This window comes from Streptomyces europaeiscabiei (assembly GCF_036346855.1).
GTDB lineage: Bacteria > Actinomycetota > Actinomycetes > Streptomycetales > Streptomycetaceae > Streptomyces > Streptomyces europaeiscabiei.
On record NZ_CP107841.1, the window covers coordinates 6,167,551 to 6,188,920 of the forward strand.

General features: G+C 69.8%; 18 protein-coding genes. 9 read left to right on the plus strand and 9 right to left on the minus strand.

Going from position 1 to position 21,370, the window contains the following annotated elements:
* Window positions 1-124: 124 nt before the first annotated feature.
* Window positions 125-901, minus strand: coding sequence for a DUF4232 domain-containing protein (locus tag OG858_RS26975; protein WP_319066404.1), 777 nt, complete (start codon window positions 899-901; stop codon window positions 125-127).
* A gap of 248 nt (window positions 902-1,149) precedes the next feature.
* On the opposite strand from OG858_RS26975, the gene OG858_RS26980 reads away from it, so the two are divergent.
* From OG858_RS26980 to OG858_RS26990, 3 genes are all read left to right on the plus strand, one after another.
* Window positions 1,150-2,529, plus strand: coding sequence for a helix-turn-helix domain-containing protein (locus OG858_RS26980; protein WP_319066402.1), 1,380 nt, complete (start codon window positions 1,150-1,152; stop codon window positions 2,527-2,529).
* A 90-nt stretch (window positions 2,530-2,619) separates the two neighbouring features.
* On the plus strand, window positions 2,620-2,976 hold the full coding sequence (locus OG858_RS26985) for a DUF805 domain-containing protein (RefSeq protein ID WP_086749744.1): 357 nt from the start codon (window positions 2,620-2,622) through the stop codon (window positions 2,974-2,976).
* Between the two features lie 67 nt (window positions 2,977-3,043).
* Entirely contained in the window at window positions 3,044-3,946 is a 903-nt protein-coding gene (locus OG858_RS26990) for an SAM-dependent methyltransferase (protein WP_086749743.1), read from the plus strand.
* A gap of 130 nt (window positions 3,947-4,076) precedes the next feature.
* On the opposite strand, the gene OG858_RS26995 is transcribed toward OG858_RS26990, so the two are convergent.
* Window positions 4,077-5,009, minus strand: a complete 933-nt coding sequence (locus tag OG858_RS26995) for a phosphotransferase family protein (protein ID WP_328544341.1) — start codon at window positions 5,007-5,009, stop codon at window positions 4,077-4,079.
* 182 nt (window positions 5,010-5,191) lie between these two features.
* Between OG858_RS26995 and OG858_RS27000 the strand changes: the two genes are divergently transcribed.
* A complete protein-coding gene (locus OG858_RS27000) occupies window positions 5,192-6,433 on the plus strand; it encodes an aminotransferase-like domain-containing protein (RefSeq protein WP_408059490.1) in 1,242 nt (413 codons plus the stop codon).
* A gap of 67 nt (window positions 6,434-6,500) precedes the next feature.
* Here the strand turns inward: OG858_RS27000 and OG858_RS27005 are convergent, their stop codons facing one another.
* The 3 genes from OG858_RS27005 to OG858_RS27015 all read right to left on the minus strand — a co-directional run bounded on the left by OG858_RS27005 (window position 6,501) and on the right by OG858_RS27015 (window position 8,401).
* Window positions 6,501-7,307, minus strand: a complete 807-nt coding sequence (locus tag OG858_RS27005; protein ID WP_327748511.1) for a DUF4253 domain-containing protein — start codon at window positions 7,305-7,307, stop codon at window positions 6,501-6,503.
* 81 nt (window positions 7,308-7,388) lie between these two features.
* The gene (locus OG858_RS27010; protein WP_086754093.1) at window positions 7,389-7,574 is read right to left on the minus strand and encodes a DUF397 domain-containing protein; all 186 of its coding nucleotides are present in this window, start codon (window positions 7,572-7,574) and stop codon (window positions 7,389-7,391) included.
* Window positions 7,571-8,401 carry a helix-turn-helix domain-containing protein gene (locus tag OG858_RS27015; protein ID WP_328544340.1) on the minus strand — a complete coding sequence of 277 codons (831 nt, stop codon included), beginning with the start codon at window positions 8,399-8,401 and terminating at the stop codon, window positions 7,571-7,573. Before OG858_RS27015 ends, OG858_RS27010 begins: the two co-directional genes overlap by 4 nt.
* Window positions 8,402-8,513: 112 nt before the next feature.
* Here OG858_RS27015 and OG858_RS27020 point away from each other — a divergent pair, with 112 nt between their 5' ends.
* From OG858_RS27020 to OG858_RS27030, 3 genes are all read left to right on the plus strand, one after another.
* Window positions 8,514-8,924 (plus strand): ATP-binding protein, encoded by a 411-nt coding sequence (locus tag OG858_RS27020; RefSeq protein WP_327748510.1) that lies wholly within the window; start codon window positions 8,514-8,516, stop codon window positions 8,922-8,924.
* A 62-nt stretch (window positions 8,925-8,986) separates the two neighbouring features.
* Window positions 8,987-10,924, plus strand: coding sequence for a P-loop ATPase, Sll1717 family (locus OG858_RS27025; RefSeq protein WP_408059491.1), 1,938 nt, complete (start codon window positions 8,987-8,989; stop codon window positions 10,922-10,924).
* Between the two features lie 56 nt (window positions 10,925-10,980).
* Window positions 10,981-12,267: a serine/threonine-protein kinase gene (locus tag OG858_RS27030; RefSeq protein WP_319268731.1), complete on the plus strand. Its 1,287-nt coding sequence runs from the start codon at window positions 10,981-10,983 to the stop codon at window positions 12,265-12,267.
* Window positions 12,268-12,277: 10 nt separating this feature from the next.
* Here the strand turns inward: OG858_RS27030 and argS are convergent, their stop codons facing one another.
* Window positions 12,278-14,062 carry an arginine--tRNA ligase gene (gene argS, locus OG858_RS27035; protein WP_086746414.1) on the minus strand — a complete coding sequence of 595 codons (1,785 nt, stop codon included), beginning with the start codon at window positions 14,060-14,062 and terminating at the stop codon, window positions 12,278-12,280.
* A gap of 577 nt (window positions 14,063-14,639) precedes the next feature.
* On the opposite strand from argS, the gene lysS reads away from it, so the two are divergent.
* A complete protein-coding gene (lysS, locus tag OG858_RS27040) occupies window positions 14,640-16,385 on the plus strand; it encodes a lysine--tRNA ligase (protein ID WP_319268728.1) in 1,746 nt (581 codons plus the stop codon).
* 69 nt (window positions 16,386-16,454) lie between these two features.
* On the opposite strand, the gene OG858_RS27045 is transcribed toward lysS, so the two are convergent.
* The 3 genes from OG858_RS27045 to OG858_RS27055 all read right to left on the minus strand — a co-directional run bounded on the left by OG858_RS27045 (window position 16,455) and on the right by OG858_RS27055 (window position 19,922).
* Complete coding sequence (locus tag OG858_RS27045; protein WP_328545305.1) at window positions 16,455-17,840, minus strand: DUF2637 domain-containing protein; 1,386 nt, start codon at window positions 17,838-17,840, stop codon at window positions 16,455-16,457.
* Window positions 17,841-18,000: 160 nt separating this feature from the next.
* On the minus strand, window positions 18,001-18,960 hold the full coding sequence (locus tag OG858_RS27050) for a hypothetical protein (protein WP_328544339.1): 960 nt from the start codon (window positions 18,958-18,960) through the stop codon (window positions 18,001-18,003).
* A 113-nt stretch (window positions 18,961-19,073) separates the two neighbouring features.
* Window positions 19,074-19,922: a DUF3558 domain-containing protein gene (locus OG858_RS27055; protein ID WP_328544338.1), complete on the minus strand. Its 849-nt coding sequence runs from the start codon at window positions 19,920-19,922 to the stop codon at window positions 19,074-19,076.
* Between the two features lie 204 nt (window positions 19,923-20,126).
* Here OG858_RS27055 and OG858_RS27060 point away from each other — a divergent pair, with 204 nt between their 5' ends.
* Window positions 20,127-21,320: an RtcB family protein gene (locus tag OG858_RS27060; protein WP_319066395.1), complete on the plus strand. Its 1,194-nt coding sequence runs from the start codon at window positions 20,127-20,129 to the stop codon at window positions 21,318-21,320.
* The last annotated feature ends 50 nt before the right edge of the window (window positions 21,321-21,370 follow it).

Genomic DNA, 21,370 nt, shown 5'->3' on the forward strand with positions numbered 1-21,370 from the left:
TCTCCGTCCAGAGGGTGCACGGGGTGAAGCGGCCCACGCAGGTGGGGTTCTGCGGACGGGTGGGGATGCGGCCCCAGGCGGCGTGGTGCCCGCCGCCCGAAGGGGCTCCCTGACCGGCCGCCGCTCAGTACATGAGGGCGTCCGACGCGCTCGACTGCCAGTAAGTGACAGCAACGGAGTTGTCGACGTACACGCCCTTGGCCGGGAGCGCGGGGGACGCGGGGGCGCCGGCGTCGCTGCCGGGCTCGCGGCCCTGGAAGTGGATGACGACCTTCTTCTCCGTCACGCCCTTGCCGCCGCTGCCGTCGGCGGACGAGAGGAGGACGCCCGCGTAGCCGGACTCGCCGGGGGCCAGGGTCACGACCGCCTGCGGCTGGGACTCCTCCATCACGCGCGGTGCCGACTGCGCCTCGCCGAACCGGACCGTGGGGTTGTAGTAGAGGTCGCAGAACTTCGAGCCGGTGTTCTTGACGGTGATCAGCATGTGGTTGATCGGGCGGGACACCGGCTTCGCGGTGACGGTGGTGTTGGAGCCGTTGCAGGTGACGCGGTTGGCGGGGTCGGAGGGGTCCTTGGCCGCGCCGTTCGGGGGGGTTTTGTCGGCGTCGGTGCCGGTGCCGCCGCTGGTGCTGGTGCCGGTGCCGCCGCTGGTGCTGGTGGTGGAGTCGGTGCCCGTCCCCGTCCCCGTCTTCGAGGAGGCCTTGTCGGTCGTGGTGGCGCCGGTGGTCGTGCCCGAGGTGCCGGTGTTCTGCGAGGTCGAGGTGGATCCGCCCGCCGAACCCTCGTCCCTGGTGCCCATGCCGTTGTCGCACGCGGTCAGGGCGAGGGCGGCGAGGGTGACTCCCGTCGCGGCGAGCAGACGGACCGGGCGGGCGGTGCGAGTGGTGCGGAACGTGCGCATGGTGGATCCCTTTCGGACAAAGCCGGTTGAGAAGGCTGAGAACAAGTGGTCGAAGCCGCGCCGCTCGACCGGTGTGCCGGGAGCGGCGTGTTTGGATGACCAAAGCCTGTGGGGTGATCCGTCCCGGCCGCCACAGCCGACGGACGATCAGGGACGCTGGAACGTTCGCATCGGCTTTGACCTGCGAGAACGTCTCGTCCCTGGAATGCGGAACGGGACGTGCGGGACATGAGGGGACGGAGGAAGACGTGTCGGGGAGCGGTACCGCGAACGGCCTGGGGGCTGATTTCGCCGAACTGCTGCGGGAGTTGAAGGGGCGCTCCGGGCTGAGCTACGGGGTGCTCGCCAAGCGGCTCCACATGAGTACGTCGACGCTTCACCGGTACTGCAACGGGGACGCCGTACCGGCGGACTACGCCCCCGTCGAGCGGCTGGCCCGGCTCTGTGGGGCGAGCCCGGAGGAACTGGTCGAGCTCCACCGGACGTGGGTGCTCGCGGACGCGGTGCGGCGCCGCAAGAAGGGTGACTCCGTCGGGGTGGCGCAGGGGCCGGCTTCGGGTGCGGCGGACGAGCGCCGTGCGGCATCGGAGGAGGGCCCGGTCCCGGAGACGGTGATCGGGGGCGCGGGTTCCGGCGGGGTGGGGGAGCGGGCGCCGGCCCGGCGGCGTACGCGGGTCGCGCTGGTCGCAGGGCTGGCCATGGCCGCCGTGCTCGGTGCGGTGACGCTCGCCGTGAGTCTGCCGTCCGGTGGGGCGGAGGACGGGGCCGGCGCACGGTGGGCCGGGGACGTGTACCGCGGGGACGAGGCGGCTGAGGGGGAGGAGAGGGACGACCAGGGCTCATCCGCACCGTCCGGTGCCTCGCCCTCCGTCTCCGCGAGCGAGTCGGGTGACAAGGGCGCGAAGGGCGCCGACAAGGGCAGCGCGCCCTCGGCCGGTACCACCCCGACCAGCCCCGGTGGGGCGGGCGGGGGCGGCCAGGACGCGTCCCTCCCGGCGCCGCTGTCCGTGAAGGTGGAGCCGTACACCTGGGAGAACCCCTGCTCCCAGCGGTATCTGGTCGACCGGCCGCCGACGGAGGTGGAGCCGCCGCCGGTGGAGCAGGACGCGGCGGGCTGGGTGTCGTCGGCGAGAGCCGTGACGTCGGGCCGGCAGTTCCTGACGCTCACCGTGCAGGGCACCGGTGAGGAGACCGTGGTCGTACGGAGCCTCAAGGTCCGCATGGTCGACAGGCAGCCGCCCCTCGCCTGGAACGACTTCATCATGGGTTACCCGGGCTTCGGCTGCGGTGGCGGTGTCCCGACCCGGTCCTTCACGGTCGCCCTCGACGCCGCGCGCCCCGAGGTGAAGCCGAAGGCGGGCAGCAAGAACTTCCCGTACTCCGTCAGCGAGTCCGACCCGGAGGTCTACTACATCACCGCCGACGCCTCGGCGTACTACGTCAGTTGGTACCTGGAGCTGACGTGGACCAGCGGCTCCCGCAGCGGCACGCTGACCGTGAACGACAACGGTCTGCCGTTCCGCACGAGCGGCAACAACGGGCGTCCGGCGTACGAGTATCCGTACGGCGGGCCGAAGTGGGTCCAGGAGGGGACGACGCTGGGTGAGAGCGAGGCGAGCGGTAACTGATTGACGAGTTCTCGTCAATCGGCATAGGTTCTGCGCCTGCCCCGATCCTCGGGGCAGGCGCATGCGCATGCCGTTTTTCGGGGGGACATCATGAACTGGTTCGTCGAGGTGCTCAGGAAGTACGTGGTCTTCAGCGGGCGGGCGCGCCGCCAGGAGTACTGGATGTTCACGCTGATCGCCTCGCTCATCTACCTCGGGCTCGTCGTCCTCGGCCTGGTCATGGACACGGAGGTGCCCGAACTCGTCTTCGTCGCCGCCATCTTCCTGCCGTCCCTGGCGGTCAGCGTCCGGCGGCTGCACGACATCGGTCGCAGCGGCTGGTGGGTCCTCATCGGGATCGTTCCCTGTGTCGGCACCATCGTCACGATCATCTTCATGGCCACCGAGGGCCAGCGGGACGCGAACCAGTACGGCCCCGACCCGAAGGCGTATCCGACCCATCTCTGACGCGGCAACTTCCTTGGAACGTTAGGTTGTTGGTCATCCAATGACTCGACTCTCCAGGGAGAGCCTTATGGCCGGTGACGCGCTCAGCCAGGACCCCGCCGAACTGCGGAAGAGGATCGACACCACCAAGGCGCACCCGGCGCGCGTCTACGACGTCTTCCTCGGCGGCAAGGACAACTACCCCGTGGACCGGGAGGCCGCCGGCGCCGCGCTGGCGGCCAATCCGCGCGGCTACCTCGATGTCCGGCACAACCGGGACTTCATGCGCCGCGCGGTGACCACACTCACCAAGGACGAGGGCATCCGCCAGTTCCTCGACATCGGCACGGGGCTGCCGACCGCCGAGAACGTCCACCAGATCGCCCAGGAGATCGTCCCCGACTCCCGGGTCGTGTACGTCGACAACGACCCGGTGGTGCTCGCCCACGCGCGCGCGTTGCTCACGAGCGGGCCCGAGGGTGTCACGGACTACATCGACGCCGACTTCAAGGCACCGGCGCAGATCCTCGAAGCCGCCGCGAAGACACTCGACTTCGACCAGCCGATCGCGCTGTGCCTGGTGGCACTCCTGCACTTCGTGGAGGACGACGAGGCGTACCCCGTCGTGCGGGAGCTGGTGGACGCGCTGCCCGCCGGGAGCCGACTGGTCCTCAGCCATCTGACCGAGGACCTCAATCCGGCGAAGATCCGTGCGGTCCAGGAGACCTACACCAAGCGGGGGTTCACCTTCGTGCTGCGGTCCAGGGACGAGGTCGCGCGCTTCTTCGAGCAGAGCGACCTCGTGGTGGACGAGCCCGGGGTGGTGCCGGCGCACCACTGGCGGTTCGAGGACGGTGCGCCGGCGCCTCAGGCCGTGGAGCCGCATGTGCTGGCCGGGATGGACGACATCGAGAAGGTTCGGTACCGGGACATCAACGACGTGACCGACGCGGACATCAACGTGTATGCGGCGATCGGGCGTAAGGGTTGATCGGGTCGTAAGGGGCAGAGGTTGGTGGTCGGGTGCGGGTGCGGGTGCGGGTGCGGGTGAGCGGGGGTTGGTCGCGCGGTTCCCCCGCCCCGGTGAAGGGGGCTGCGCCCCCTTCACACCCGTCTCCCCTTCACCCCCCGGTTCCGAACCAGGTCTCCGCCAGTGCATCCAAGGTCTGGCTGGGCGGAGCCGGCAGGCTGCGCAGGTACCAGTTCAGGTCGCTGTACACGTGGAGCAGGGTGTAGGCCATCAGTTCTCGGGGGTCGAACGGGGGGTGGCCGTATGCCTTGTAGAAGAGTTTCAGCAGGGTGGGGTCGGCCCGGGTGAGGAAGAGGCCGACGCTGACGAAGTCGTAGGCGGGGTCGCCGACCATGGCCGGCTCGAAGTCGAAGAGGCCGGTGAGGCGCCAGCCGTCGTGCGGGTCGACGGTGAGGTGCTCGCGCATGAACTCGGTGTGCAGGAGGACCGGGCGGCGTGGGGCGGGCAGGGGCACGGAGCGGAGGAAGTCCGGGATCTGTTCCAGCCAGGGGCCCGAGAGGCCGCCGATCTGCTGCTGTTCGACCGCCGTCGCGCGCTGCGTGGCGATGAACCTGCCCCAGTCCGGCGGCCCGGTGAGAGGGATGACCGGGGTGGCGTCCAGGGCGTGCAGGGCGGCGAGGCCCTCGGCGGCCTCGACGACGACACGTTCCTGGTCGGGCCGGGGGATCCGGGGCCAGGCCTCGTTGAGGTCCTCGCCGGGCAGACGCGACATCAGCACATAACGCCAGCCGCTCTTGTACTGGTCGGCCGAGTGCAACCTGGGTGTGGGGATGGGGAGTTTGCCCCACAGTATCGACAACAGCCGGGCCTCGCGGACGGCTTCGGCCGCCTCGAAACCCGGATAGAGCTTGAGGACGAGGGAATCGCCGACGGCGTACACCGGCAGCGAGCCCTCGGGGAAACGTACGATTCGCGCGCCTGCGAGACCGAGTTGACCGCAGAGATCCTGGGCAGCCGGTCGCAGCAGTGCCTCGTCACCGACGACTTCTTGCAACTCGTCGTTCGTGTCCACGCTGGGCAGCATGGGCGCAGCCTAGGGGTACGGAGCACGGTCCGCATCGCGGAATTGGTGGGTGTAAGGGGCATATACCTGTCTAGGGTGCGGGCAGGGGGCGGGGCCGTGCCGTCCGGGAGTGGCGAAGGAGCCGTGTGATGGGTGCCATGGATGCTGTGCGTGCCGCGCATGACGTGGGGTTTGTCGCGCACATGGGGGGCGAGGGCGGTTCGGGGCGCGTGGCCGCGGTGGGCGGCGGAGTGGCCGTGCCCGGCTTCGCCGAGCGGGTCACGGCGGTCGGAGGTTCCCCCGTACGGGACATTCTCGCCGTCACCTCGCGTCCCGAGGTCGTCAACTTCGCGGGTGGACTGCCCGCCCCTGAGCTGTTCGACGCGGAGGGGATAGCGGCCGCCTACCGCGATGTGCTCGCCGAGTCCGCGGGGCGCGCCCTGCAGTACGCGACGACCGAGGGCGAGCCAACGCTCCGGGCGGCGCTCGCCGCGCGCTATGGGGCGCGCGGGCTGCCGACCGGCGCGGACGGGGTGCTCGTCACCACCGGGTCGCAGCAGGCGCTGTCGCTGCTCGCCACCGCGCTGCTGGAGCCGGGGGACGTCGTCCTGGTCGAGGAGCCCTGCTATCTGGCGGCACTTCAGGCGTTCCGGTTCGCGGGGGCGCGGGTGGTGGCGGTGCCCGGCGACGCGCACGGGGTGGACCCGGCGGCGCTGGAGGAACTGGTGGTGCGGAACCGGCCCAAGCTCTTCTACACCGTGCCCACCTTCCAGAACCCGACCGGGCGCACGCTCCCCGCCGAGCGGCGGGCGGCCGTCGCCTCCGTCGCAGCCCGGCGCGGACTGTGGATCGTCGAGGACGACCCGTACGGCGAACTCCGCTTCGAGGGCGACCGGGTGCCGTGGATCGCCACGTACCCGGGTGCCGAGGACCGTACGGCGCTGCTGGGGTCCTTCTCCAAGGTGATGGCCCCCGGGATGCGGCTGGGCTGGCTGCGCGCGCCCGCGGAGCTGCGCCGGGCGTGCGCGGTCGCCAAGCAGGCGGCCGATCTGCACACCCCGACCGTCAACCAGCTCGCCGCGGCCCGCTATCTCGCCGACCGCGACCTCGACGCCCATGTCGTCCGGGTCGCCGGCGCGTACCGGGAGCGCCGCGACACGATGCTCGACGGCCTCGCCGAAGCCCTGCCCGAGGGCTCCACCTGGAACCGCCCCGAGGGCGGCATGTTCCTCTGGGCCCGCCTCCCCTCCTCCTACGACACCACCGTCCTCCTGCCGCGCGTCGTCGAGCAGGACGTGGCGTACGTGCCCGGCGCGCCCTTCTACGCCGGTGAACCGGACCGGGCGACGCTGCGGCTGTGCTTCGTGACGCAGACGCCGGGGGAGATCCGGGAGGGGCTGCGGAGGCTGGGGAAGGGGTTGCGGGCGGCAGGGGAAGCGGGTTGATGCGTGGCTGGGGGCCGGCGCGCGGCTGGGGGCTGACACGCGGCTGCGGGCCGGCCCGTGGCTGGGGTCAGTCCCACCAGAAGGACCAGGTGTGTTCGCCGACGAGGGTGCGGGCGTAGGAGCGGAGGGTGCCGTCGGCCGTGCCCTGGGACACGTTGTCCGGGCAGAACGCGAAGTGCTCGGCGGCCACCGACTCCGCCTCGGCCGCGGTGGTGGGGGGTGCCGCCACCGAGACCACCAGCTGGGCGAAGTTCAGGGCCACGACGCGTATGCCGAAGCGGTCCTCCCAGGAACGCAGGACCGCGCTCAGCCGGGCCACGTCCCGCTCGTGATTCATCGCGCCCGCCCAGCCGATGGCCGCCGGGATGTCCGCGCTGCGGCGGGCGGGGACTAGGGCGAGGCGGGGGTCCTTGACCCGGGAGGGGTCGCTTGCCAGGGCGTCGGCGGTCTCGGCGGCGAGGGCGTCCGGGTCGGTGTCGGACGCTTCGGAGGCAGGGGTGGCGGCGAGGCCGGGCCACTCGCCGTCCTCCTGGGCCGCGCACTCCTCCCAGAACTCGGCCAGGACCTCCTCGGCGTCGTGATCTCCGGGATACGACGTCTCGCCCGGCGCCAACTCCCAGTCCTGCGGCCCGCCTTGGCTGCCGCCGACATCGACCAGCACCGGCAGGAGTCCCGCCGTGCGCCGCGCGGGCTCCGCGATGGTCCAGACGCCGGGTGCGGCCGGTCCGTCCGCGCACCACAGCAGCGGCTCGTGCCACGGGCCGTCGTCCGTCGCGTCTATCAGCCGGCCAGGGGGGAGCGGGAGTTCAAGCCCGAGTGTGTGTCCGCTCGGGTCGGCGGCCAGTGCGGGCAGCGGGTTGGGAAGTGTCGCCATGAGGTGACTGTAGGGGCCGACACTGACAGCGGGATCTGAGAGTCCCGATGCCTGATGGCTCAGGGGCTCGGTGCGGGTGCCTCAGCGCTCCGCCGTGTGCGTGATGAAGGACGACCAGGCGGTGGGGGAGAGCCGGAGAGTGGGATCGTCCTCCGGGTTCTTGGAGTCGCGGATGTGGACGGTGTGGGGGTGGAAGGCGACTTCTAGGCACTGGCCGCCTTCGCTGCCGCTGTAGCTCGACTTGAACCACTTAAGCGTGGTGCTCATTTCTCTCCTAGCAGACGGTCGAGCAACCCCTTGGACTCCTGAGGAGAAAGGGCCTGAGACCGCAGCATCGCATACTTGCGCGCAAGGATGGACACCTCTTCCGGGTCGGAAACCCACTGGCTGCCGCGCTGGCTCTCGGTGTAGGCGAGGTGCAAGTGGTCGGGGGTTTCCAGGAGGGTGAAGGGGCCGTCCAGACCGGCGTGCGAGGCGGTGTTCATCGGCAGGAACTGGAGCGCCAGGCCCGGAAGTTCGGCGTACTCGTGCAGGCGCCGGAGCTGCTCTCGCCGTACCTTCGGCCCTCCGATGCCCAGTTGGAGCACCGACTCCCACACGATGAAGCTCATCGTCGGCGGGGTCTTGCGCTGAAGGATCTCCTGACGCTCGACGCGCGCCGCCGTCTTTGTCTCGATCTCGTCCTCGTCGAACGCCGGAACGCGTTCCCGAAGCACCGCACGCGCGTACGCCTCGGTCTGGAGCAGACCCGGCAGGACCGCGTTGTCGTACCAGGACAACGCGATCGCCTCACGCTCGTGCACCATGTACTGCTCCGCGAAGAGAGGGAACTGGTCGATCTCCGGCATGTTCCGCACGCCGGCGAGCAACATCCCCTTCGTGTCGAGGAGTTGGTCCAAGGTCTCCGCCAGGTCCGGCAGTAGTGGCCGCCTCCCTTGCTCGATCGACGCGATCGTCTCCTCGTCCGCCAGGACCGCGTCGGCGATCACACGCTGGGTGTACCCCGCCGTCTTGCGGGCCGCCTGCAGCTGCGCACCGACCATGCGCATGGTGGAGAGGTTCCGCTTTCGGGGCTGCTGCTTCTTGGAGTTCATGCCGGTCTAACTCCCCGTGCCCGTTGGTACCGACCCCGCGTGAACCCGTACAAAAAATCCGTACGGGTTCACACACTGATCCACGGTAGTGACTCTCAGCAACTCTCGTACCGTGAACGAGACAACCCAACTCCCGTACCTCCGTTCGAGGTTCTTCCGTCGTGAGCGCCGTTCCGTCCCGGCCGCCAGGCGATTCGTGTACGAGACCCTGGCCGGGTGGGGGCTCGCCGAGGCCGAGCGCAGCGGTGACCTGTTGCTGTGCGTGAGCGAGCTGGCGACCAACGCGTTGGCGCACGGGGTGCCGCCGGGGCGGCAGTTCCTGGTGTGTCTGCGGTACGGCGGAAACGCGCTGCGGGTGGACGTGCACGACAGCGGAGGCGGAACCCCACGGATCGCCGACGGGGCGGGGCTGGGCGAGGGCGGGCGCGGGCTGCTCCTCGTCGCCGCGCTCAGCGACAAGTGGGGCGTGGGGGAGCGGGAACTCGGCAAAGTGGTGTGGTGCGAGTTCGCCCGAGGCGGCTGAGCCGGACTTCTGTCTCCCGCTACGGTGTCGGCAGAGTGATCGGTGACACCAAGGGGGACGGGATGGCCGACGGGCCGGTGCTGGCGCGGCTCCACTTCGGGCGCGAGGACGCCGAACGGGACGTGACGGAAGGGCTGTTGCTGCGCGGCGGCTTTCTTCCCAACGCCGCCTACCGAGGTGCGCTGAGCGGCCGGAAGATGCTGATCATCGGCCGTAAGGGCTCCGGCAAGAGTGCCATCTGCATGCAGTTGATGGCAGCGGGCGACTCGGGTGGGCACAGTGGCGGGAAGGTGCTCGTCACCCCTGACGAGGCGGCGGGCGAGGAGATCCGGCGCTTCGAGTTGCAGGGGTTACCGGGGGACTCGGCCAAGGCGTTGATCTGGCGGTATGTGTTCGCCGTCCATGCGGCCCGGTATCTCGTCGACCACGCCAAGGGCGCACACGACGGCGGCCACAAGGCCGACTCGGTGAAGGCGCTCGGGCGGTTCCTCAAGCAGAACGGTGAGGCGGTGGGCGGGAACGGCCGGCTGGTGGAGCGGCTGGCGCAGGGCGCCCGGGGGCTGCAGACCTCACTGTCGTTGGAGGCGTTCGGGGTCAAGGCCGCCGTGGACCTCGCGCAGTCGCCGTCCGAAGGGGCGCGGGCCGCACGGCAGTTGGAGATCGTCGAGCGGGGAGTGGCACGGGCCTTCGCCGACCTGGGCTGTGACGGTGACGTCCATGCGCCCCTGCTGCTCATGGTCGACCAGCTGGAGCAGGTGTGGTCCGCCGAGCCGGACAGCAACGCCATGGTGATCGGGATGCTGTTGGCGGCCAAGCACGCCGCGAGTCTGTACGGGCGGTCGGTACGGTTCCTGCTGTTCCTGCGCGCCGACATCTACGACTCGCTGTCGTTCGGCGAGGGCGACAAGTTCCATGGCGACGAACTGCGGATCACCTGGACGGAACAGGCCCTGAGGGACCTCGCCCTGGCCCGGGCCAGGGCATCCGTCGGCGCGGAGCTGAGCGAGGAGCTGCTGTGGAAGGAACTGTTCCCTCAGACGGTGGGCGGGGAGGAGACCGCGAGCCATCTCTTCCGACGCTGTCTGCCGAGGCCGCGTGACGCCATCCAGTTCCTCAACCTCTGCCAGGAGAAGGCCTGGCTGGACCATCAGCGGGACCGGGTCACCGAGGCGGACGTCGAGCAGGCAGGGCGGCAGTTCTCGGAGTGGAAGCTCAAGGATCTGGCCTCGGAGTACCTGGTCGCGCATCCCTTCCTCAAGAACCTGTTCCCCCTCTTCCAGAACACCGGGTACGTCGTCACCCGCGCCGCGCTCTCCCGTCGCTTCGAGGCGGCGGCCGAGACGCTCCACCACGATTTCCCCGCGTACGCCCACGCGTTGACGCTGTCCGGCGTCGTCGACGTGCTGTACGGGGTCGGCTTCCTCGGGGTGCGGCGCGGCAACGACGTGGTGTTCGCGGGCGACCACGGTCTGCCGGTCCAGCCGTACGAGGCGGAGTTCCAGGTCCATCCCTGCTTCCGGGCGGCGCTCGGCGCGACGACCGCGTTCGACCTGCGGCGCTATGAGCCCCGGCTCGCGGACGCGCGGATCGCCTCGGGCAGCCTGCACCCTGGGGCGTCGGGCTCCTCCTCCCTCAACCGCGACGACCGGCTCCTGATGCAGCTCGCGCGCTCCTGCCACTCGATCCTCGCTCAGGTGGGGCGGGCGGTGGCCCTGACGCGGGACGTCCGCGACGAGATCACCTTCCAGGTCGACCGCGTCCTGGACGAGGTCAACCGCGTCCCTCCGGGGGCCGCGACCTCCGTCGGAGTCGACGTGGACGACTACCTCCTCACCACCGCCCACTACTTCACCGGCCTCGCCGCCGAACTCCGCCACTGCGGGCTCGATGAGGCCACGGGCATCGGAGAGGTCGCCGGCCGGGTGGAGGAGGAGGCGCGGCGGCTGCGGCGTGCGGCGGGCGGGTCGTACGGAAGCTCTGGTGAGTCCGGGGGCCCCTGAAGCCGCCATACTCGTAGGGGACTTGCGGGTCGTGGTGCCGATGGGAGTGGGGACCGGTGCTGAACAAGGTGGTCGCCGGGCGGTTTCGTATCACCGGGCTGCTGGGCTCCGGTGGAATGGGGCAGGTCTGGGCCGCCGAGGACGAGCGGATGCGGCGAGATGTGGCCGTGAAGATCGTCCATCCGCAGCACGGGGTGGGTGAGGCGGAATCGCAGGCCCGCTTCCGGCGTGAAGTGCAACTGGCGGGACGGCTGACCCACCAGAACATCGTGACCGTGCACGATTGGGGAGAAGTCGAGGTCGACGGGGGGCGCGAGACCCTCTATCTCGTCATGGAACTCGTACGGGGCGTGCCGCTCGGCAAGCGGCTCAAGGGCGTCGATCCCCCGTCCTGGCCTGTCGCCGTCGGATGGGCCGCGCAGATCGCCCAGGCGCTCGACGCGGCGCACCGCCAAGGGGTCGTCCACCGGGACATCAAGCCCGCGAACATGCTCCTCACCGACGAAGGGGTGGTGAAGGTCCTCGACTTCGGGGTCGCCAAGTTCATGGGGGAGACCATCGGGGCCCGCGATCTCACCGTCACCGGGACACCACTCGGCTCACCGATGTACATGTCCCCCGAACAGGCCCAGGGCGTACGGGAGATCGACCACCGCAGCGACCTCTACTCGCTGGGCTGTCTCCTCTACCACGCTGTGACGGGCAGGCCGCCCTTCACCAGCGCCACGCCGTGGGCCGTACTCCGCATGCAGATCGAGGACGTGCCGGTCCCGCCCGTCGAGAGGGGCCGCGGCATGCCGGCCGCTCTGAACGACCTGATCCTGCAACTCCTCGCCAAGAACCCCGAGCACCGGCCGCACGGCGCCGCGGTCGTTCACGACGCCCTGGTCACGATCCTGGTCGAGCACGCCCTGATGCGGCCCGGCGGTGACCTTCTGGGCCTCGGCGAGCTGGGGCATGCCCTTGCTGTCTCCGGGCGGTTCTTGAGGGCGGCACAGGCGGAGGCCGCGCGGATCGTCGAGGAGGCCGAGGAGGTCAAGGCCGGAGTCGGAGTCTGGGTCAACGGCATGCTCAAGAGGCTGGATCGCGAGATGAAACGCCTCGACCCGCGTAGCGACGGCATGGACACAGAGATCGAAAAGACCAACGCGTTGATATCGGAGGAGGACTACTACCGGCTCTTCAAGAAGTCGATCGACGGCAGCTACCCCACCCCGGACCAGCTCGTCAACGCGGTGGAGGCGACGTACGGCACCCTACTTCCGCTGGATGATGCCCTCGGCATGGTCCTCCGCTTCATCAACCGTCACACGGCAGAGTTGGAGGAGGACCACATCGCGTAGGACCGGCTCCTCAGAGCTTGTCGGGGGTCCTGATGCCCAGTAGGCCCATCCCCCGGTGCAGGGTGCGGGCCGTCAGGTCGATCAGGAACAGGCGGTTCTCCATCTGGGCCGGGGTATCGGCCTTCAGGACCGGGCACTGGTCGTAGAACGTGGTCAGCAGGGTCGCCAGCTTGAAGAGGTACGAGGCCAGCTTGTGCGGCTCGTACGACTCCGCGACCTCGGCCAGGGTCTCGCCGAACTGGTCCAGGTGCAGGCCCAGCGCCCGCTCCGCCGGGGCCAGTTCGACCTCCGGGTGTGCGGTGGGGGCGGCGGACTCGCCCGCCTTGCGGAGGATCGACTGGATACGGGCGTACGCGTACTGGAGGTACACGGAGGTGTCGCCGTTCAGCGAGACCATCTGGTCCAGGTCGAACTTGTAGTCCCGTACGGCGGAGGTCGACAGGTCGGCGTACTTCACCGCGCCCACGCCGACGTACCGGCCGTTCTCGACGATCTCCTCCTCGGTCAGGCCCACCTTCTCGGCCTTCTCCCGGACGACGGCCGTGGCGCGGTCGATCGCCTCGTCCAGCAGGTCGACCAGGCGGATCGTCTCGCCCTCACGGGTCTTGAACGGCTTGCCGTCCTTGCCGAGCACTGTGCCGAAGGCGAGCTGGAACAGCTTGATCTCGGCCTTGACGTCCTCGTCGTTCAGCCAGCCCGCCCTGCGCGCGGTCTCGAAGACCATCTTGAAGTGCAGGGACTGGCGGGCGTCGACGACGTACAGGAGGGAGTTCGCCTTGAGGTTGAAGACGCGGTCCCTGATCGCGGAGAGGTCGGTGGCCGCGTAGCCGTAGCCGCCGTCCGACTTCTTGACGATCAGGGGGACCGGGTTGCCGTCCGGGCCCTTGACGTCGTCGAAGAACACACAGAGGGCGCCCTCCGAGCGGACCGCGACGCCCGACTCCTCCAGGAGGCGGCACGTCTCGTCCAGCATGTCGTTGTAGCCCGACTCGCCGACGATGTCCGCGTCCCGGATCTCCATGTCCAGCTTCTCGAAGACGGAGAAGAAGTAGATCTTCGACTCGTCGACGAACTTCTGCCACGTGGCGAGGGTGTGCGGGTCACCGGCCTGGAGGTCGACCACCCGGCGGCGGGCCCGTGTCTTGAACTCCTCGTCGGAGTCGAACAGCTTCCGGGCGGCCTTGTAGAGGCGGTCGAGGTTCGACATCGCCTCCTCGCCACTCACCTGGGCGTCCTTGTGGTCCAGCTCGTGCGGGTGCTCGTCCAGGTACTGGATGAGCATGCCGAACTGGGTGCCCCAGTCGCCGATGTGGTGCCTGCGCACCACGTTCTCGCCGGTGAACTCCAGGATCTGGACCACCGCGTCGCCGATCACGGCGGAGCGGAGGTGGCCGACGTGCATCTCCTTCGCCACGTTCGGCTGGGCGTAGTCGATGACCGTCGTGCCCGGGTGCTCCGCGAGGGGCACGCCGAGGCGGGCGTCAGCGTCCGCGTACCGGGCCGCGAGGTTCTCGGTGATCGCCCGGTCGGTGAGCGTGATGTTCAGGAAGCCGGGGCCGGAGACCTCGATCTCCTTGATGACCTCGCCGGACTCCACCTGGGCGACGACCTGCGTGGCCAGCTCCCTCGGGTTCGCCTTCGCCTTCTTCGCGAGGGCGAGGATCCCGTTCGCCTGGTAGTCCGCCCGGTCGCTGCGTCGCAGCAGCGGGTCCGCGTCGGCCTCCGGCAGGGCTGCCGTGAGGGCGGTCGCGAGGCGCTGGTGGACGGAGGCGGTGAGGGACGTGACCGAAGCCATCAGGGGGTGCCGTTCTCCTTGGGGTACGGGTGGATGTTCTCAGTATCCCACGGGGGGTAAACGGGTTTTTCTGGTGCGGTGGTCGGGTGAGGGCCGCCTCGGGGGTGGGGGTTCGGGGTGCGTCGGCGGGTGCGGGTTCGTCGTGGCTGGTCGCGCAGTTCCCCGCGCCCCTGAAAAGCAGGGGCTGAGCCCCGTGCTTCTCAGACCCGCAGCCTCTTGTCCTCAGGCCCGCAGCCGCTCGTCTTCAGGCTCGCAGTCTCTGGTCGTCGGGCCTGTAGCCGCTCGTCTTCAGGCTCGCAGTCTCTGGTCGTCGGGCCCGCAGCCGCTCGTCCTCAGGCCCGCAGCCGCTCGTCTTCGGACCCGCAGACCCGTCGTTCTCCGGGCCCGAAGGGCCTGGTCTTTTGGGGGCGCGGGGAACTGCGCGATCAGCCCCCACCGGAGCTGCGGCCGCCGACGCAGCCGCACCCCCGAGTTATTGGGCGCCCGGTTCGACCCACGGAGTGAAAGGCTGGGAGGATGGGGCCGTCGGCCGGGGACCGTACCGGGCGGCCATGGACAACCTTCGGAAAAAGAGGACGTGCCGATCGTGGCTCAGAGCACCGAGACCACCGACTGGGTCTCCCGTTTCGCGGATGAGGTCATCGAGGAGTCGGAGCGTCGGGCCCCGGGCAAACCGGTCGTCGTCGCGTCCGGACTCTCCCCCTCCGGCCCGATCCATCTCGGCAACCTCCGCGAGGTCATGACCCCGCACCTCGTCGCCGACGAGATCCGCCGCCGCGGCCACGAGGTCCGGCACCTGATCTCCTGGGACGACTACGACCGCTTCCGCAAGGTCCCGAACGGCATCGACGGTGTCGACGGCTCCTGGGCCGAGCACATCGGCAAGCCGCTCACCTCCGTGCCCGCCCCGCCCGGCTCCGCCCACCCCGACTGGGCCGAGCACTTCAAGGCGGCGATGACCGCCGCGCTCGCCGAGATGGGCGTCGAGTTCGACGGGATCAGCCAGACCGAGCAGTACACCTCCGGCGTGTACCGCGAGCAGATCCTGCACGCCATGAAGCACCGCGGCGACATCGACGCGATCCTCGACCAGTACCGCACCAAGAAGGCCCCGGCCAAGAAGCAGCAGTCGCAGAAGCCGCTGGACGAGGCCGAGATCGAGGCCGCCGAGGGCTCCGGCGCCGCCGGTGAGGACGACGGCAGCTCCGGCAGCGCCGGGTACTTCCCGTACAAGCCCTACTGCGGGGGTTGCGGCAAGGACCTCACCACCGTCACCGCCTACGACGACGACACCACCGAGCTGACCTACACCTGCACCGCCTGCGGCTTCTCCGAGACCGTCGCGCTGAACGAGTTCAACCGCGGCAAGCTCGTCTGGAAGGTCGACTGGCCGATGCGGTGGGCGTACGAGGGCGTCGTGTTCGAGCCGAGCGGGGTCGACCACTCCTCGCCCGGGTCCAGCTTCCAGGTCGGCGGCCAGATCGTCGGGATCTTCGGCGGCAAGCAGCCCATCGGGCCGATGTACGCCTTCGTGGGCATCAGCGGCATGGCCAAGATGTCGTCGTCCAAGGGCGGCGTACCGACCCCCGCCGACGCGCTGAAGATCATGGAGCCGCAGCTGCTGCGCTGGCTCTACGCCCGTCGTCGGCCCAACCAGTCGTTCAAGATCGCCTTCGACCAGGAGATCCAGCGGCTCTACGACGAGTGGGACAAGCTCGACGCCAAGGTCGCGGACGGGTCGGCCCTGCCGGCCGACGTGGCCGCCCACTCGCGCGCGGTGCGGACCGCCGCCGGTGACCTGCCCCGCACCCCCCGCCCGATGTCGTACCGGACCCTCGCGTCCGTCGCCGACATCACCGCGGGCGCCGAGGTCCAGACCCTGCGCATCCTCAGCGAACTCGACCCCACCGACCCGCTGTCCGCCCTCGACGAGGTCCGGCCGCGGCTCGACAAGGCCGAGGCGTGGATCAACACGCAGGTCCCCGCCGAGCAGCGGACCATCGTGCGCGAGGAGGCCGACGCCGAGCTGCTGAAGTCGCTCGACGAGCCGTCCCGGCAGTCGCTGCGGCTGCTCCTGGACGGCCTCGCCGAGCACTGGTCGCTCGACGGGCTCACGCATCTCGTCTACGGCGTGCCCAAGGTGCAGGCGGGGTTCTCGGCGGACGCCACCCCGAAGGAGCTGCCGGCGGAGATCAAGACCGCCCAGCGGTCGTTCTTCGCGCTGCTGTACCACCTGCTCGTGGGCCGTGACACCGGCCCGCGACTGCCCACGCTGCTGCTCGCGGTGGGACAGGAGCGGGTACGGGTCCTGCTCGGGGAGTAGGCCGACTCGTGTGACGACGATGGGGGCGCCCGGTGAACACCGGGCGCCCCCATCGTCGTACGTGCGCGGTCACGCGATGTGGTCGTCCTCCAGCTCCGCCGCGTGGCGGTTCTGGAAGCGCAGCACCATCCGCTTCGCCTCGGCGTCCAGGACGGAGACGCCGTAGGTCATCTCGATGTTGTCGCTGAACTCGCGGGGAGTCGGGTAGCCGCTGCCGGGGACTATCGACTGCTTGAAGACCTGGTAGTACGACTCCTCGTCCGGGGCGGCGGGTTCAGGGGTGCCACCGCCTTCGCCCAGCTCACGGGTGCGGCCCGGACCGGCCGGGATGGGGAAACTGCCGGTCTCCTCCGGGGAGGGTTCCGGGTCCTGGAGCTCGGGGGCCTCGAACTGTTGCTGCCGGTAGCGGGGGTCCCGGGGGTCCGGCTCGAACTGCTGGTACTGCTGGTACTGCTCCGGGTCCTGCTCCTCGTACCACTCCTCGTACTGTTCCTCGGGATTGAACGAGGGGTCGTAGCCGCCCTGGTAGGGGACCTCCAGGGGGTGGCGGGCGTGGAGCCAGGGGCTTTCGTCCGGGGCGGGGGCCTCGGCCTGCGGGGCCTGCTCCCGGTACTCGGCGTATTCCGGCTGCTGCTGGGTGGGGGTGGTGCTCTCCAGCTGGGGGCGCTGCTCGCCGGGAGGTGCCGCCGCGCCCACCCGTGCCGCCGCGACGGCACGACTGCCCGCGCCGTCGGCGGCAGGGAGGGCAGGGCCCGCGGCCGGGGCGATCTCCACCGGCGGAAGCACCGCCGGCTCTATGCCCGCCGCTGCCAGGCCCGCCGGGGCCGTCTCCGCCAGCGGGACGCCGTAACGGGCCAGCCGCAGCGGCATCAGGGACTCCACCGGGGCCTTGCGGCGCCAGGCCCGGCCGAAGCGGGAGCGGAGGCGGGCCTGGTAGACGAGACGTTCCTGCTCCAGCTTGATGACCTGCTCGTAGGAGCGGAGCTCCCAGAGCTTCATGCGGCGCCAGAGGAGGAACGTGGGCACGGGCGAGAGGAGCCAGCGGGTGAGGCGGACACCCTCCATGTGCTTGTCGGCGGTGATGTCGGCAATACGGCCGACCGCGTGCCGGGCCGCCTCGACCGAGACGACGAACAGGATCGGGATCACCGAGTGCATGCCGACGCCCAGCGGGTCCGGCCAGGCCGCCGCGCCGTTGAACGCGATCGTCGCCGCCGTCAGCAGCCACGCCGTCTGACGCAGCAGCGGGAAGGGGATGCGGATCCAGGTCAGGAGGAGGTCCAGGGCCAGCAGGACACAGATACCCGCGTCGATGCCGATCGGGAAGACATAACTGAAGTTCCCGAAGCCCTTCTGGAGGGCCAGCTCGCGGACCGCCGCGTAGGACCCCGCGAAGCCGATCCCGGCGATGATGACGGCGCCGAACACGACCACGCCGATGAGAACGCGGTGCATTCGAGTCAGCTGCATTGGCGCGGCCACCCGTACTCCCCTCCCCTTGCGTGTTGTTGCGCGCAACAGAGTGGCACATGTGTATGGCGAACGGGTTGCCGGAGGGCGCCGAGCCCGGCCCCCGAGGGGACCGGGCTCCGGCGGACCACCAGGTGAAGGGAGGCTACGACTTGGTCTTCCGGCTGCTGGACTTGGAGGAGCCCGAGTCCGAATCGGTATCCGAACCGCTGTCCGAGTCGTTGCTCACATCCGCGCCCGAACCGCCCGACGACGACTTCGACGGCGTCTTCGACGGCGTCTTGGAGGCGCTCTTCGACGGGGACGCCGACGCGTCCGTACCGTCGTTCGCGTCCGCGATCGCCTCCACGGCCTCCTCGGCGGCGGACTTCGCGGACTTCAGCAGCGCGGCCGCGTCCGGCGTCTTCTCGCCGGCCAGACCGGCCCCGTTGTAGTCGAGCGTGATGACCACGTTCGCCGTGCGCACCACGATCGTCTGCTGCTTGAAGGTGTCCCCGTCCTTCTTCAGGTCGTACTTGACCACCGTCGCCTGGTCACCCGTGCCGGTCAGCGGCTCCGTCTTGACGTTCTTCGCCCCGTCCACGACCTTCGCCGCGGTCACCTTCGACTCGTACGCCTTGGCCGCGCGGTCCTCACCGGGGCCGTTCGCCTCGTCCGAGGCCAGCAGGTGCAGTGACACGCTCAGCCAGCGGTACTGGGAGCCGTCCACGCCGTTGTTGTCGAGGCTGATCCAGCGGCAGTCGCCGGTCACGTTCTCCTCGGCCTTGTTGATCGCCTTGCCGGACTTCACGCCCTCCGGTACCACCGACTTCAGCGTCTTGTCGGCGAACACCTCGCACGCGTCCGGCAGCGACGCGTACTTCGCCTCGACCACCTTCGGCGTGGGGCTCTCCTTCGCCGCTTCGTTCAGCCCCGCCGGTGTCTCGTCACCGGAGGCGCTGTCGGAGCCGGAGTCCGACGAACAGCCGACCGCCAGCAGCATCACCGGCACGACCGCGGCGCCCACGAAAACCCGGGCCCGGCCCGGACGCCCGACGCGCGCCACCCGCGGCGAACGCGTGCGGCGCGGCGACTGATGCTGCTCTGACTCTGCGGCTCGTTGCATGGTTCCTTCACAATCGGATCGGGTCTCCGAGAGGCCACCGTACGCGGTGATGAAGAAGTGCGGTCCTGAATCAGGGGGTTCACGCGGACGCCCGAACCCTCCCCGAGCGCCCCTCAGTCGTCGAACGACTCGGCCAGCCGCTCCGCCAGATTCACGGCCCTGTCCTGCAATTCCTCACTGTCCGGCACCACTGTCGTGGTCGCCGGCTGCTCCTCGTACTCCACCGTCACGATCACGTTCGACGTGCGGAAGACCACAGTCACCGTCCGCTGCCTGCTCGTCCCGAGCGCGTCGTCGAGGAAGGCCTCGTCGCCGAGACCGTCGAGTGTGCGGGGCAGGAGGGAGGCGGGGGTTCCGGACGCGGAGGGGCTGGAGGAGCCGGAGGACGATCCCGAGGGGGAGGCGGAGACCGAGGGGTTCGCCGACGGCTCGGCGGTGCTCGCTCCCGTCTGCGCCGGCTCGTCGCTCTCCTCGTCCGTCCCCTCGCTCTTCTCCTCGGACTCGGTCGGCGTCGGCTCCGGGAGGTCGGCCGCCTCGACCTTGCCGCCGTACACCTCCTGCGCCTTGCTGTCGTCGCTGACCGCGTTGGTCCACGACACGACACGCTCGAAGTCGACGAACACGTAGTGGGTGGCGTCCGTGGACTCCACCTTCCAGCGGCAGCCGGCCTTGGCATCCGTGTCGTACGTCTGCGTCGCCTCGCCCTCGTACGCCTGCTTGCGCCGGGCCGCGCCGGGGAGTTGCCTGATGCCGGGGAGGAGGATGTCGAGGGTGTCGGGGTCGATCGAGCCGCAGGGCTCGGGGAGCGTGTCGTAGCGGCCGGGCTGGGCGACGGTGGCCGACGCGGTGGCCTCGCCCGGGCGTGGGTCGTCCTTCGAACTGCTGTCGTCCGATCCCGTGCACGCGGCCAACAGTGCCGCGAGGAGCACGGCGACGCCGGGTACGTACGCCTTCCGCTGCACGGTGGGGCTCCTCTCGACGGGGTCCCTCGGGACGCCTGCGCAGTCCTGCCTGTGGTTATTCACTTGCCGCCCGGGGGTGACCCCCGGGCACCATGTGTATCGCACGCACTGCCGTGGACGCCGGTCCGGCATCCCATTCGTTGACCTTGGCGCCGGTTTTGCGTTTTGAGACTTACATCTGTTCTTCGGGGGAATTGAGGCGTTGTGTCGTACGTAGAGATACCGGGCGCGAAGGTACCCATCCGTATGTGGACCGATCCCGCGTCGGTCGAGGAGGGTGCCCTGCAGCAGCTCCGCAACGTGGCCACCCTCCCCTGGATCAAGGGTCTGGCCGTCATGCCGGACGTCCACTACGGCAAGGGCGCGACGGTCGGGTCCGTCATCGCGATGCGGGGGGCCGTCTGTCCCGCGGCGGTGGGCGTCGACATCGGCTGCGGAATGTCCGCGGTCAAGACGTCCCTGACGGCCAACGACCTGCCCGGCGATCTGTCCCGGCTGCGGTCGAAGATCGAGCAGGCGATCCCGGTGGGGCGGGGGATGCATGACGACCCCGTCGATCCGGGGCAGCTGCACGGGTTCGCCGCCGGGGGGTGGGACGGGTTCTGGGGACGGTTCGACGGGGTGGCGGATGCGGTCAAGTTCCGTCATGACCGGGCGGAGAAGCAGATGGGGACGCTGGGCGGAGGAAACCATTTTGTCGAAGTCTGCACCGATTCGGATGGTTCTGTCTGGCTGATGCTGCACTCCGGCTCCCGGAACATCGGCAAGGAGCTGGCGGAGCATCACATCGGCATCGCCCAGAAGCTCCCGCACAACCAGGGTCTGGTCGACCGCGACCTCGCCGTCTTCGTCGCGGACACCCCGCAGATGGCGGCGTACCGCAACGATCTGTTCTGGGCGCAGGAGTACGCGAAGTTCAACCGCACGATCATGATGGCGCTTCTCAAGGACGTCGTCCGCAGGGAGTTCAAGAAGGCGAAGCCGACCTTCGAGGCGGAGATCAGCGCGCACCACAACTACGTGGCCGAGGAGCGCTACGACGGCATGGACCTCCTGGTGACCCGTAAGGGTGCGATTCGCGCGGGGTCCGGCGAGTACGGGATCATCCCGGGCTCGATGGGTACGGGGTCGTACATCGTGAAGGGCCTCGGCAACGAGAAGGCGTTCAACTCGGCTTCGCACGGCGCCGGTCGGCGCATGAGCCGGACGGCGGCGAAGCGGCGCTTCTCGACCAAGGACCTGGAGGAGCAGACGCGGGGCGTGGAGTGCCGCAAGGACTCCGGCGTCGTGGACGAGATCCCGGGCGCCTACAAGCCGATCGAGCAGGTCATCGACCAGCAGCGGGACCTGGTGCAGGTGGTGGCGAAGCTGAAGCAGGTCGTGTGCGTGAAGGGCTGACCCGCGGACCCGCGGACCCGCGGACCCGCGGACCCGCGGACTTGCGGACT

Coding starts and splice junctions, on each gene's coding strand:
- OG858_RS26975 (WP_319066404.1), bottom strand. CDS start 901: ATGCGCACGTTCCGCACCACTCGCACCGCCCGCCCGGTCCGTCTGCTC.
- OG858_RS26985 (WP_086749744.1), top strand. CDS start 2,620: ATGAACTGGTTCGTCGAGGTGCTCAGGAAGTACGTGGTCTTCAGCGGG.
- OG858_RS26990 (WP_086749743.1), top strand. CDS start 3,044: ATGGCCGGTGACGCGCTCAGCCAGGACCCCGCCGAACTGCGGAAGAGG.
- OG858_RS26995 (WP_328544341.1), bottom strand. CDS start 5,009: ATGCTGCCCAGCGTGGACACGAACGACGAGTTGCAAGAAGTCGTCGGT.
- OG858_RS27000 (WP_408059490.1), top strand. CDS start 5,192: ATGGGGGGCGAGGGCGGTTCGGGGCGCGTGGCCGCGGTGGGCGGCGGA.
- OG858_RS27005 (WP_327748511.1), bottom strand. CDS start 7,307: ATGGCGACACTTCCCAACCCGCTGCCCGCACTGGCCGCCGACCCGAGC.
- OG858_RS27010 (WP_086754093.1), bottom strand. CDS start 7,574: ATGAGCACCACGCTTAAGTGGTTCAAGTCGAGCTACAGCGGCAGCGAA.
- OG858_RS27015 (WP_328544340.1), bottom strand. CDS start 8,401: ATGAACTCCAAGAAGCAGCAGCCCCGAAAGCGGAACCTCTCCACCATG.
- OG858_RS27025 (WP_408059491.1), top strand. CDS start 8,987: ATGGCCGACGGGCCGGTGCTGGCGCGGCTCCACTTCGGGCGCGAGGAC.
- argS (WP_086746414.1), bottom strand. CDS start 14,062: ATGGCTTCGGTCACGTCCCTCACCGCCTCCGTCCACCAGCGCCTCGCG.
- OG858_RS27045 (WP_328545305.1), bottom strand. CDS start 17,840: ATGCACCGCGTTCTCATCGGCGTGGTCGTGTTCGGCGCCGTCATCATC.
- OG858_RS27050 (WP_328544339.1), bottom strand. CDS start 18,960: ATGCAACGAGCCGCAGAGTCAGAGCAGCATCAGTCGCCGCGCCGCACG.